The organism is Kitasatospora purpeofusca, from assembly GCF_036010405.1.
Classification (GTDB): Bacteria; Actinomycetota; Actinomycetes; order Streptomycetales; family Streptomycetaceae; genus Kitasatospora; species Kitasatospora purpeofusca.
Window position 1 is genome coordinate 6,523,447 of the sequence record NZ_CP108561.1, and the last position, 12,827, is coordinate 6,536,273.

Sequence of the window (12,827 nt, forward strand, 5' to 3'; positions counted from 1 at the left end):
GGTGGGTCATGACGAACGACTCCGAATCCCAGCTCCCCGCCGAGGACGCCGACGAGGCCGGGAGCGTCGCGGACGCCCCGGCGGAGGCCGTCCCCCGCGCCCGTGTCCCCGAGCTGCTGCACGCCGCGGTGGCCTCCGTTGGCGGCGTCGAGCGCCCCGGACAGCTCCGGATGGCCGAGGCCGTCGCGGACGCCGTCGACCACGGCGAGCACCTGTTGGTGCAGGCCGGCACCGGTACCGGCAAGTCCCTCGCCTACCTGGTGCCGGCGCTCGCCCACGGCGACCGCGTGGTGGTCGCCACCGCGACCCTGGCGCTCCAGCGCCAGCTGGTCGAGCGGGACCTGCCGCGCACCGTGGAGGCTCTCCACCCGGTGCTGCGGCGCCGTCCGCTGTTCGCGATGCTCAAGGGCCGCTCCAACTACCTGTGCCTGCACCGGGCCAACGAGGGCACCCCGGGCGAGGAGGGCGAGGGCCTGTTCGACCCGGTCGAGGCGCTCGGCGGGCCCGCCGGCAAGCTCGGCAAGGAGGTGCTCCGGCTGCGCGACTGGGCGGACGAGACGGAGACCGGCGACCGGGACGACATGTCCCCCGGCGTCTCCGACCGGGCCTGGGCCCAGCTCGCGGTCACCTCCAAGGAGTGCCTGGGCGCGACCCGCTGCGCGTACGGCCAGGAGTGCTTCGCGGAGAAGGCACGGGAGCGGGCCAAGCTCGCCGACGTCGTCGTCACCAACCACGCGATGCTCGCGATCGACGCGATCGAGGGCGCGCCGGTGCTGCCCGAGCACGGGCTGCTGATCGTCGACGAGGCGCACGAGCTGGTCAACCGGGTCACCGGGGCGGCCACCGCCGAGCTGACCGTCGGCGCGGTGAACCGGACGGTCAAGCGGGCCGCCCGGCTCGCCAACGAGAAGGCCGTGGACGCGCTGCAGGCCGCCGCCGAGAACTACCACGGTCTGATGGAGACCGCCCAGCCCGGCCGGGTGGAGGAGCTGCCCGAGTACCTCGCCTACGCCGTGACGGCGATCCGGGACGCCTCCCGGCAGGTGATCACCTCCCTCGGCGAGACCAGGGACAAGGGGCTCAGCGACGAGGACGCCGTGCGCAAGCAGGCGATGGCCGCGGCGGAGTCCCTGCACGAGACCGCCGACCGGCTGCTCCAGGACTCCGAGTACGACGTGGTCTGGATCGAGCGCAGCGACCGCTACGGGCTCGGCACCGCCTCGCTGCGGGTCGCCCCGCTGAGCGTCTCCGGGCTGCTGCGGGAGGGCCTGTACAAGGAGCGCGCGGTGGTGCTCACCTCGGCCACCCTCAAGCTCGGCGGGGACTTCACCGGTGTGGCCGCTTCGGTGGGCCTGCCGTCCGACGCCCGGCTGCCGGACGTCCGTACCCCCGGCGACAACCCGGAGGCGGTGGGGGAGGGCATGGGCGACGAGCCGGTGCCGCACTGGCGGGGCATCGACGTCGGCTCGCCGTTCAAGTACTCCAAGCAGGGCATCCTCTACGTCGCCAGGCATCTGGCCGATCCCGGGCGCGATCCCGAACGGCCGGACATGCTGGACGAGTTGGCGGATCTGATCGGCGCTGCCGGCGGGCGGACGCTGGGGCTGTTCTCCTCGATGCGAGGGGCGCAGGCGGCCGCCGAGGCGATGCGGGAGCGGCTGGACCAGCGGATCCTGCTCCAGGGCGAGGACACCCTGGGCGAGTTGATCCGGGAGTTCGCCTCGGACGCGACCACCTGCCTGTTCGGCACGCTGTCGCTCTGGCAGGGCGTGGACGTGCCCGGCTCGGCCTGCCAGTTGGTGGTGATGGACCGGATCCCGTTCCCGAGGCCGGACGACCCGCTGATGAGTGCCCGGCAGAAGGACGTCGAACAGCGCGGCGGGAACGGCTTCATGGCCGTCGCGGCGACCCACGCGGCGCTGCTGATGGCGCAGGGCGCGGGCCGGCTGGTGCGGGCGGCGGAGGACCGGGGTGTGGTGGCGGTGCTCGACCCCCGGGTGGAGACCAAGCGCTACGGCGGCTTCTTCCGGTCCTCGATGCCGGAGTTCTGGTACACCACGGACCGCAACCAGGTGCGCCGCTCGCTGGCGGCGATCGACGATTCGGCGGCGCCGGTCCGGCCGGTGCCGAAGCGGGGCTGATCCGGCGTTGATCCGGAGCCGATCCGGGCCCGGGGCGGGGCCGGGAAAGGCCGGAGGGGCTCCACGCGCTGTGCGGGGAGCCCCTTCCTGTGGGTCCGGGCGGGGGGCGGTGCGGTCAGAGCCGGCGGAGGACGGCCACGACCTTGCCCAGGATGGTCGCGTTGTCGCCGTTGATCGGCTCGTACGCGGGGTTGTGCGGCATCAGCCAGATCCGGCCGTCCTCGCGCTTGAGGCGCTTGACGGTGGCCTCGCCGTCGATCATCGCGGCCACGATGTCGCCGTTCTCGGCGACCGGCTGGCGGCGGACGGTGACCCAGTCGCCGTCGCAGATGGCCGCCTCGATCATCGAGTCACCGCGCACGGTGAGCGCGAACAGCTCGCCCTCGCCGACCAGCTGCCGGGGCAGCGGGAAGACGTCCTCGACGGTCTGCTCGGCCAGGATCGGCCCACCGGCGGCGATCCGGCCGACCAGCGGCACGTACGAGGTGGACGGCCGGCCCGCCGTCTCGGCGGTGTTCGGCCGGGCGACCTCGACGCCCCGGACCTCGTAGGCGCGCGGACGGTGCGGGTCCCGCCGCAGGAAGCCCTTGCGCTCCAGGGCCATGAGCTGGTGGGCCACCGACGACGTGCTGGACAGGCCGACGGCCTGGCCGATCTCGCGCATGGACGGCGGGTAGCCCCGGCGCTGCACGGAGTCCCTGATGACCTCGATCACCCGGCGCTGGCGCTCGGTGAGGCCGGCCTCGTCGGTCCGGATGCCGGGCGGGCGGCCCGGTGCGGAACGGGTCGGCGCCGGGTGGGCGTCGTCCAGGGCGGGGGAGTGTTCGATGGGCTGGTCCGGAACACGCCCGATCCCGGAAATGCCCGGGCCCGTAGGGCGGTGATCCTCGCTGCGGTCCATGCTGATGTCCACACTCTGCTGATTCGTGGTGCGCTGCCCCACCTTGAGCTGGGAGTGCTCCTGCACCGGGATGGTGTTGCTTTCGACGGCGTTCACGGCTGCCCCTCTCGACGGCTGTCCTCTCCTTTTTCCAGCCCAACGCACCTCGTATCGAAAGGTTGCGCCAAACACACGTTCGAGTGAATTATTCGGGAGTTGGCTGACTCGATCAAGGCTTTGTTGTACATCGATTAAATGTTCGATCGGAAATCGACTCCGAGGGTATCGCCCGCGCCGACACGCCAGGGCCCTTCCTTCCCTCCGAAACCTAGATGTAGTGGCTACAGTCCTCTCCGTGGCCCAGTACTTGTGGTCGAGACCTCAAGATCGGGTTGCTCGCAGGGCCCCGGGATCGCATAGACTCGACCAAGTCCGCACGTCCTGCCAAGGAGGGATCCTCAGGTGCACTGCCCCTTCTGCCGGCACTCCGACAGCCGCGTCGTCGACAGCCGGACCACCGAGGACGGCAGCTGCATCCGCCGCCGCCGGCAGTGCCCGGACTGCGGTCGCCGATTCACCACCGTGGAGACGGCCGCCCTGATGGTCATCAAGCGCAGCGGCGTCACCGAGCCGTTCTCCCGCGAGAAGGTCATCTCCGGAGTCCGCAAGGCCTGCCAGGGCCGCCCGGTCACCGAGGACGCCCTCGCCCAGCTCGGCCAGCGGGTCGAGGAGTGCGTGCGGGCCACCGGCAACGCCGAGCTCACCACCCATGACGTCGGGCTTGCCATACTCGGCCCGCTCAAGGAACTCGACGTCGTCGCGTTCCTGCGCTTCGCCAGCGTCTACCAGGCGTACGACGGACTGGAAGACTTCGAGGCCGCCATCGCGGAACTCCGCGCCGAGCAGCCCGCCACCGAGGCCGACGGCGCCTGCGTGCCCGTCGCCGCCGCCGCGCCCTAACCGGCCCGGCCCCTCCACCGGCCCCTTTCCGGGGTCGGCGCAACCCCTTCGGTCCCCCGGGGCCGACGTGTGCCCGAAAACGGCGCACAGACCATGACAAAACGTGCGCGGTGGGTGAGGATCCCTGCCTGCCGCACACCGGAAGAGCGAACCAGCCGTGCCCGGACTTTACGGGGCACTTCGGGCGTTTGCCCAACCAGGAGGAGGAACAGAAGTGACAGACACCACGAGCGGTTCCGCGCGCGGGTCGAAGTCCGACAGGACCGCGGGCAAGGGCGCCGGCAAGGCGCCCAAGGGCGGCCTGCGGATCGAGCGCATCTACACCACCCCTGGCGTGCACCCGTACGACAAGGTCCGCTGGGAGCGGCGCGACGTCGTCATGACCAACTGGCGTGACGGCTCGATCAACTTCGAGCAGCACGGTGTCGAGTTCCCCGACTTCTGGTCGGTCAACGCGGTCAACATCGTCACCTCCAAGTACTTCCGCGGCGCCCTCGGCACCCCGCAGCGCGAGTGGAGCCTCAAGCAGATCATCGACCGCGTGGTGCTCACCTACCGCGCCGCCGGCGAGAAGAACGGCTACTTCGCCACCCCGGACGACGCCGAGGTGTTCGAGCACGAGCTGACCCACGCCCTCCTCCACCAGGTCTTCAGCTTCAACTCGCCGGTGTGGTTCAACGTCGGCACCAAGCAGCCCCAGCAGGTCTCCGCCTGCTTCATCCTGTCCGTCGACGACTCCATGGAGTCGATCCTCGACTGGTACAAGGAAGAGGGCATGATCTTCAAGGGCGGCTCCGGCGCCGGCCTCAACCTCTCCCGGATCCGCTCCTCCAAGGAACTGCTCTCCTCCGGCGGCAACGCCTCCGGCCCGGTCTCCTTCATGCGCGGCGCCGACGCCTCCGCCGGCACCATCAAGTCCGGCGGCGCCACCCGCCGCGCGGCCAAGATGGTCGTCCTGGACGTCGACCACCCGGACGTCGAGGCCTTCATCGAGACCAAGGTGAAGGAGGAGGAGAAGATCCGCGCCCTGCGCGACGCGGGCTTCGACATGGACCTCGGCGGCGACGACATCGCCTCCGTGCAGTACCAGAACGCCAACAACTCCGTCCGCGTCAACGACGAATTCATGACCGCCGTCGAGAACGGCACCGAATTCGGCCTGCGCGCCCGGATGACCGGCGAGGTCATCGAGACCGTCGACGCGAAGAAGCTCTTCCGCAAGATGGCCGAGGCCGCCTGGGCCTGCGCCGACCCCGGCATCCAGTACGACTCCACCATCAACCAGTGGCACACCTGCCCGGAGTCCGGCCGGATCAACGCGTCCAACCCCTGCTCCGAGTACATGCACCTGGACAACTCCAGCTGCAACCTCGCCTCGCTCAACCTGATGAAGTTCCTCCGCGACGACGACTCGTTCGACGCCGAGAACTTCGCCAAGGTCGTCGAGCTGGTCATCACCGCGATGGACATCTCCATCTGCTTCGCCGACTTCCCCACCGAGAAGATCGGCGAGACCACCCGCGCGTTCCGCCAGCTCGGCATCGGCTACGCCAACCTCGGCGCCCTGCTGATGGCCACCGGCCACGCCTACGACAGCGAGGGCGGCCGCGCGCTGGCCGGCGCCATCACCTCCCTGATGACCGGCACCGCCTACCGCCGCGGCGCCGAACTCGCCGGCGTCGTCGGCCCGTACGACGGCTACGCCCGCAACGCGGCCCCGCACCAGCGGGTCATGAAGCAGCACGCGGACGCCTCGCTCGCCGCCGTCTCCTTCGACGGCCTCGGCGCCCCCGTCCTGGCCGCCGCCAACGAGACCTGGCAGGACGTCCTGCGGATCGGCGCGCAGAACGGCTTCCGCAACGCCCAGGCCTCGGTGCTCGCCCCGACCGGCACCATCGGCCTGATGATGGACTGCGACACCACCGGTGTGGAGCCCGACCTCGCGCTGGTCAAGTTCAAGAAGCTCGTCGGCGGCGGCTCGATGCAGATCGTCAACGGCACCGTGCCGCGTGCGCTCAAGCGCCTCGGCTACCAGGACGAGCAGATCGAGGCGGTCGTCGCCCACATCGCCGAGCACGGCAATGTGGTGGACGCGCCGGGTCTGCGGACCGAGCACTACGAGGTGTTCGACTGCGCGATGGGCGAGCGCTCCATCTCCCCGATGGGCCACGTCCGGATGATGGCCGCGATCCAGCCGTGGATCTCCGGTGCCATCTCCAAGACGGTCAACATGCCGGTCTCCGCGACCGTCGAGGACGTCGAGGAGATCTACTTCGAGGCGTGGAAGCTGGGCGTCAAGGCGCTCGCCATCTACCGCGAAAACTCGAAGGTCGGCCAGCCGCTCTCGGCCAAGAAGAAGGACGAGGAGAAGGCCGCCGCCGAGGCCCCGGCCAAGGTCGAGAAGGTCGTCGAGTACCGTCCGGTCCGCAAGCGCCTGCCCAAGGGCCGCCCGGGCATCACCACCTCCTTCACGGTCGGTGGCGCCGAGGGCTACATGACCGCCAACTCCTACCCGGACGACGGCCTCGGCGAGGTCTTCCTGAAGATGTCCAAGCAGGGCTCGACCCTCGCGGGCATGATGGACGCCTTCTCCATCGCCGTCTCGGTGGGCCTGCAGTACGGCGTCCCGCTGGAGACCTACGTCTCGAAGTTCACCAACATGCGCTTCGAGCCGGCCGGCCTGACCGACGACCCGGACCTGCGGATGGCGCAGTCGATCGTCGACTACATCTTCCGCCGCCTGGCGCTGGACTTCCTGCCGTTCGAGACCCGCTCGGCGCTCGGCATCCACTCGGTCGAGGAGCGTCAGCGCCACCTGGAGACCGGCTCCTACGAGCCGCTGGAGGCGGAGGAGGAGCTGGACACCGAGACCCTCGCCCAGTCCGCCCCGGTCGTGCCGGTCGCCGCGAAGCCGGCCGCCGTCCCGGCTCCGGTCGCCGCCCCGGCGCCGAAGGCCACCGCCCAGGCCCACAACTCCACCGAGCTGATGGAGATCCAGCTGGGCATGAACGCCGACGCGCCGCTCTGCTTCTCCTGCGGCACCAAGATGCGCCGCGCGGGCAGCTGCTACCTCTGCGAGGGCTGCGGCTCCACCAGCGGCTGCAGCTGACACAGGAACGCGGTCGGCTTCACTCGATGGAGTGAAGCCCTCGGGCGGGGCGAGGACGAGAGTCCTCGCCCCGCCCTTTTCTGTCGGTGAGGGCTGCTTGGCTTCGGATGTGACCGATCCCTCAAGGCGCCGCGGGCAGCGCCGACCTCCGGCAGCAGAGATCACATCCATGACACCGATCTGGTGTCCGGCGTGTCAGGAGGCGCACCCGGCAGCCGAGTTCCCGAAAAATGCAAGCAGGCCGAGCGGACTCCAGAGTGAGTGCAAGCGCGCGGCCCGGGCCAGGGCGCGAACGACAGAGGCAAAGGCTGCGGCAAATGCGGCCCGTCGGGAGAAGTGGAAGCGACCCGAGGTCAAAGCAGCTGCGCTGGAGCGGCAGCGGGCGCGTCGGGCCAGGCTTGGATCCGCGCACGACCTGAACCGATCGAGGCAGAGGCTTCAGTCCGTCGTGACCGAGTGGAAACGGACGGGATGTGTCGATTGTGGCTACTCCGACGTCCGGGCACTCGACCCGGACCATCGGGATCCGGGGGAGAAGACCGGAACTGTCTCCCGGATGGTGCAGTTGTGCGCGGGCAAGGACCGGCTTCTGGCCGAGTTGGCCAAGTGCGAGGTGCGATGCGCTCGCTGCCATCGTGCCCGCACGATGCGGCAACGGCCCCGAAGCAGGGACAAACGTCTGCCACCGTCCTGGCAGGCACTGGTGGATGCCCAGGCGAGGAACGATGCGATCAAGCTCCGCGCAGGCTGCACCGATTGTGGATGGGGCGGGTGGGCACGGGGCCTGGACTGGGATCACGTCCGTGGGGCGAAGCGCGCGAATGTTTCCCAGCTGATCGCCGAGCGGCAGCCCTGGTCGGAGATCGAGCGGGAGATCGCCAAGTGTGAGGTGGTTTGCGCGAACTGTCACCGCATCCGTACATCGGTGCGACGTGAGGTCGAGGTGGCGATGGGGTGAGGGGATGGAGGTGGAGTGGTATACGGAGCGTGGCACAAGGAGACTGACCGTCAACTTACCGGTTGAGCACATCGTCTGAATGGATATGATCGGCCGACTGCGTGAACCGAAACACCGCCCGGAGACGTTCCACGACGTCGGCCGGGCGGTCGCGCATTCGCCCGACTTCTGCCGAGGACACCGCACCGATGACAGAAACCACCAGCCCCGACGGTGGGCCCAGCCGTCGACCCGACGTGCGTACCAGGGCCGTTGTGGCGGCCGCCGCCCTGCTGGCGGCGGTGGCCGGGCCGGTCGGGGTGATGCGGGCCTTCGACGCCGGGCGCCCGCTCACCGCTGCCGCCGTGGCGGCGGTCACCGTGCTCTGGCTGATCGCCGTCCGGCAGGCCGGCAGCGCCACCGAACGGGCCCGCCGGCTGGAGCTGGAGCTGGGCCGGTGGGAGGGCGAGTCGATGACGGCCCTCGTGGTCGCCGGTGCGGCCAGGCAGGGCGAGGTCGCCGCCAAGGCGCGGGCCGCCGCCGCCGAGGCCGAGCGGGACGAGGCCAGGGCCGCGCTCGCCCGGGCCGAGGAGCAGGCCGCCGCCGCCCGCGCGGAGGCGGCCGGGGCCCGGGCGCGGGCCGAGGCGGAGCGCGCCGAGCGGGCCGCCGTGGACCGGCTCGCCGACGAGGTGCTGCCCGCGCTGGTGAAGCGGCTGCGGAGCGGCGCGACCGTGGACGCCGCCCTGGCCCCGCACCGCGACCACCCCCATCGTCCGCTGCTGCGCGCCGTGGCGGAGGAGATCGGCCGCGGCGAGCGGCTGCGGGCCGCCGCGCTGGCGGTCTGCGCCACCGCGGCCGGCCGGGTGCAGGCCCTGGCCACGAGCATGCACGCGGAACTGCGCGAGATGCAGCACCGGCACGACGAGGAGGTCCTCGGCGACCTGCTGCGGCTGGACCACTCGACCGCCCAGGCGGGCCGGATGGCCGACAGCATCGCGGTGCTGACCGGTGCCCGCTCGGGCCGTCGCTGGGGCCGGCCGATCCCGGTGGAGTCGGTGCTGCGCGGCGCGCTCGGCCGGATCGGCGCCTACCAGCGGGTCAGGCTGCACAACGCGAGCACGGCCGCGGTGGCCGGGTTCGCCGCCGAGGGCGTGATGCACGCGCTCGCCGAACTGCTGGACAACGCGACCACGTTCTCCGCGCCGCCGGCCGAGGTGCACGTCTACGTCGAGGAGGTGCCGGCCGGCCTGGTCGTCACCGTCGAGGACAGCGGCCTGGGCCTGAGCGACAGTTGGCTGCGCCGAGCCGAACGGGCCGTCTCCGCCGAGTCGCTGGACCTCACCACGCTGTCGGCGGGCACCCGGATCGGTCTCGCGGTGGTCGGCGTGCTGGCCCGCAAGCACGGGCTGCAGATCTCCTTCCGGCCGTCGGCGCGCGGCGGTACCGGGGTGGTGGTGCTGATTCCACAGCAGTTGGTCACGCACCCGGCGACGATGCCGGCCCCGCTGCCCGCGCCGGTCGAGCGCGCAGTCGAGCGGGCGGCCGGTACGGGTCCGCGCCCCGCGCTCACCCCCGCCCGCCCGGCCCCCGCCGTGCCGGTTGCGCCCGCCGTGCCGGTTGCGCCCGCTGCGCCGGTGGCGGGCGCCGAATCGGCGCCCGTCGCGCCCGCAGTCACCGACAGTGGTCTGCCGCAGCGCCGTCGCGGCCGGACCATGGCCGCCGCCTCCCCGGCGGCGACCCCCGTCGAGCGGCCCGCCCGTCCCGACGGGGCGAGTGCCGCCGCCAGGCTGGGCGCCTTCCGCCGGGCCGCCCTGCCCGCCGCTGCCGAGTCCGCCGCCGAGGCCCCGAACGCCGCGCCTGTCGCCGCCGCCGCGCCCGCCGCCGGCACCACGAACCCCGCGCCCACCGGTGCCCCCGCACCGGCTGAGGGCGCCGTACCGGTCCAGGACACCCCGGGCGCGCGGTCCGCCGCCGACCCCGCGTCCGACGCTTCCCCCGTCACCGAGAAGGACTTCCGATGAGCAGTGCCACCGACCGCGACCTCGACTGGCTGCTGGAAAACCTGCTGACCAACACCCCCGGCACCCGGCACGCCCTGGTGCTCTCCGCCGACGGCCTCAAGCTCTGCCACACCTCCGGCCTCGGCAACGACCGGGCCGACCAGCTCGCCGCCATCGCCTCCGGTCTGCAGAGCCTGGCGCACGGCGCGTCGATCGAGTTCGGCGACGGCACCGGCGGTGTGCGGCAGTCGATGACCGAGTTCCACGGCGGAGTGCTGTGCATCGTGGCGGCCGGCGAGGGCGCCCACCTCGCCGTGGTCACCGACGAGGACGCCGACGTGGGCGTGGTCGGCCACAACATGCACGGGCTGATCGAGCAGATCGGCGTCCACCTCAGCGCACCGGCCCGGGAGGGCGTGGCCGGGGCGGACGGTCCGGTGACCGACGGGAGCGCCCGGGCATGAGCGGGCGCGGGGGGAACACCGACGGGCGTCCGGTCCGGCCGGGCCGGGACGACGACCCGGACCGCCTGTACACCATCACCCGGGGCCGCAGCCGGTCCCCGGAGAACGCGTTCGACCTGGTCACGCTGATCGTCGCCGAGCGGGAGCCGGCGCCGGGCATGCAGTCGGAGCACGCGCGCATCCTGCGGATGTGCGAGGCGCCGACCGCCGTGGTGGAGGTCGCCGCCGAGCTGGCGCTGCCGGTGTCGGTGGCGAAGATCCTCCTCGGCGACCTGCTGGAGGCCGGTTCGATCACCGCCCGCCACCCCCGGTTCGCCCCCAACAAGGCCCGGCTGCCCGATCTCGACACGCTGAAGCAGGTACTGCATGGACTCCAACAGCTCTGAGGGCCGGGACCCTCGGCCGAGCGGGCGGACACCGCTGCGCCGCACCGCCGACAACGCGCTGAAGGTCGTCGTGGTCGGCGGCTTCGGGGTGGGCAAGACCACCCTGGTCGGCGCGGTCAGCGAGATCCGTCCGCTGAACACCGAGGAGACCCTGACCAGGGCCGGGGAGGGGATCGACGATCCCGCCGGGGCCTGGGGCAAGCGCTCGACCACGGTCGCCTTCGACTTCGGCCGGATCACCCTGTCCGCGAGCCAGGTGCTGTACCTGTTCGGCGCGCCGGGGCAGGAGCGGTTCTGGTTCCTCTGGGACCGGCTGTTCTCCGGGGCCCTGGGGGCCGTCGTGCTGGTGGACACCCGGCGGCTGGCGGACTCCTGGTACGCCATCGACCGCCTGGAGCACCACGGCACGCCCTTCGTCGTCGCCCGCAACAACTTCGGCGACCCGACCCACACCCTGGACCAGGTCAGGGAGGCGCTCGACCTGCCGCCCGGGGTGCCGCTGGTGGACTGCGACGCCCGGGACCGGGAGTCCGGCAAGCAGGTGCTGATCGAGCTGGTCCGCCACCTGACCGCCCGGGTCGAGGCCGAGACGGCGGGCACTCTCGTCGCCGCCGCCGCCCCCGTCCTTGAGGAGAGCACCCCGTGACCGAGCCCGCCGCCACCCCGCCGCCGGGCTGCCCGGCCCACGCCGGCGCCACCCCGTTGTACGGGCCGCGCTTCCAGACCGACCCCTCCCAGGTCTACCGGGAGATGCGGGCCGGGAACGGCCCGGTCGCACCGGTCGAACTGGCCGGCGGGGTACCGGCCTGGCTGGTGATCGGCTACCGCGAGCTCCAGCTGGTGACCGGTCAGCCGCAGTTGTTCGGCCGGGACTCCACCCGCTGGACCGGCTGGGCGACCGTCGCCGAGGACTGGCCGCTCAAGCCGATGATGGCGCCGGTGCCGTCGATCCTCTACGCCGAGGGCGAGGAGCACGTCCGGCGCTCGCGGGCGGTGACCGACGCGCTGGCCGCCGTCGACCCGTACGAGCTGCGCAAGCACTGTGAGGAGCTGGCGGACCGGCTGATCGACGACTTCGCCGGGCGCGGCGAGGCGGACCTGGTCGCCGAGTACGCCCACCGGCTGCCGCTGCTGGTGCTCTGCCGGGTGCTCGGGCTGAGCGAGGAGCAGGCGCCGGTGCTCATCGAGGGCCTGCTGACCATGCTGGACGGCGGCCCCGACGCGCCGGCCGGGGCGCAGCGGCTGCTCGCGGTGATGCTGGAGCTGGTCGAGGAGAAGGCGGCGAACCCGGGCGACGACGTCGCCTCGCGGATGCTGGCGCACCCGGCGGGTCTCAACCACGACGAGATCATGCGGGACCTGCGGGTGATGCTGATCGCCGGTCACCAGCCGACCTCGTACTGGATGTCCAACGCGCTGCGGCTGATGCTCACCGACGAGCGGTTCGCCGCCTCGCTGTCGGGCGGGCGGCGCAGTATCAGCCAGGCGCTGAACGAGGCGCTCTGGGAGGACACCCCGACCCAGATCTTCGCGGGCCGCTGGGCGACCAGGGACACCCAGTTGGGCGGGCAGCGGATCGCCGCCGGGGACATGCTGCTGCTGGGCTTCGCGGGGGCCAACGCGGACCCGTCGGTGCGGCAGCCGGACGGGCGGCCGGCCGAGGGCAACCGGGCGTACCTGAGTTACTCGTACGGCGAGCACGGCTGTCCGTTCCCGGCGCAGGAGGCGGCCGAGGTGATCGCGACGACGGCGGTCGAGGTGCTGCTGGACCGGTTGCCGGACCTGCGGTTGGCGGTGGCCGAGCACGCGTTGGTGTGGCGGCCGTCGGCCTGGGTGCGCGGGCTGGTGGCGCTGCCGGTGTCGTTCGCCCCGGGGTACGCGGGCTGAGTCCGGTCCGGGACACGGGCCGGGCCCGGCCCGGGACCCCGGGCCCCGGCGGTGCCGGGGCCG

The 12,827-nt window shown here is 72.2% G+C and carries 9 protein-coding genes; 8 read left to right on the forward strand and 1 reads right to left on the reverse strand.

Annotated elements, in window-relative coordinates:
* Nucleotides 1–8 precede the first annotated feature (8 nt).
* Entirely contained in the window at nt 9–2,141 is a 2,133-nt protein-coding gene (locus OG715_RS28560; protein ID WP_266274396.1) for an ATP-dependent DNA helicase, read from the forward strand.
* A gap of 115 nt (nt 2,142–2,256) precedes the next feature.
* On the opposite strand, the gene lexA is transcribed toward OG715_RS28560, so the two are convergent.
* Complete coding sequence (gene lexA / locus OG715_RS28565; protein WP_407661029.1) at nt 2,257–3,138, reverse strand: transcriptional repressor LexA; 882 nt, start codon at nt 3,136–3,138, stop codon at nt 2,257–2,259.
* 345 nt (nt 3,139–3,483) lie between these two features.
* Between lexA and nrdR the strand changes: the two genes are divergently transcribed.
* The 7 genes from nrdR (at nt 3,484) to OG715_RS28600 (ending at nt 12,764) form a co-directional block, all read left to right on the forward strand.
* Nucleotides 3,484–3,981: a transcriptional regulator NrdR gene (nrdR, locus tag OG715_RS28570; RefSeq protein ID WP_030396649.1), complete on the forward strand. Its 498-nt coding sequence runs from the start codon at nt 3,484–3,486 to the stop codon at nt 3,979–3,981.
* A gap of 214 nt (nt 3,982–4,195) precedes the next feature.
* The gene (locus OG715_RS28575) at nt 4,196–7,090 is read left to right on the forward strand and encodes a vitamin B12-dependent ribonucleotide reductase (protein WP_266274395.1); all 2,895 of its coding nucleotides are present in this window, start codon (nt 4,196–4,198) and stop codon (nt 7,088–7,090) included.
* A 1,146-nt stretch (nt 7,091–8,236) separates the two neighbouring features.
* A complete protein-coding gene (locus tag OG715_RS28580; RefSeq protein ID WP_266274394.1) occupies nt 8,237–10,048 on the forward strand; it encodes a sensor histidine kinase in 1,812 nt (603 codons plus the stop codon).
* Nucleotides 10,045–10,491 (forward strand): roadblock/LC7 domain-containing protein, encoded by a 447-nt coding sequence (locus tag OG715_RS28585; protein WP_266274393.1) that lies wholly within the window; start codon nt 10,045–10,047, stop codon nt 10,489–10,491. Before OG715_RS28580 ends, OG715_RS28585 begins: the two co-directional genes overlap by 4 nt.
* The gene (locus OG715_RS28590; RefSeq protein WP_266274392.1) at nt 10,488–10,877 is read left to right on the forward strand and encodes a DUF742 domain-containing protein; all 390 of its coding nucleotides are present in this window, start codon (nt 10,488–10,490) and stop codon (nt 10,875–10,877) included. The genes OG715_RS28585 and OG715_RS28590 overlap by 4 nt, the downstream gene beginning before the upstream one ends.
* Nucleotides 10,858–11,523: a GTP-binding protein gene (locus tag OG715_RS28595; protein WP_266274391.1), complete on the forward strand. Its 666-nt coding sequence runs from the start codon at nt 10,858–10,860 to the stop codon at nt 11,521–11,523. The genes OG715_RS28590 and OG715_RS28595 overlap by 20 nt, the downstream gene beginning before the upstream one ends.
* The gene (locus OG715_RS28600) at nt 11,520–12,764 is read left to right on the forward strand and encodes a cytochrome P450 (RefSeq protein WP_266274390.1); all 1,245 of its coding nucleotides are present in this window, start codon (nt 11,520–11,522) and stop codon (nt 12,762–12,764) included. The genes OG715_RS28595 and OG715_RS28600 overlap by 4 nt, the downstream gene beginning before the upstream one ends.
* Nucleotides 12,765–12,827 lie beyond the last annotated feature (63 nt).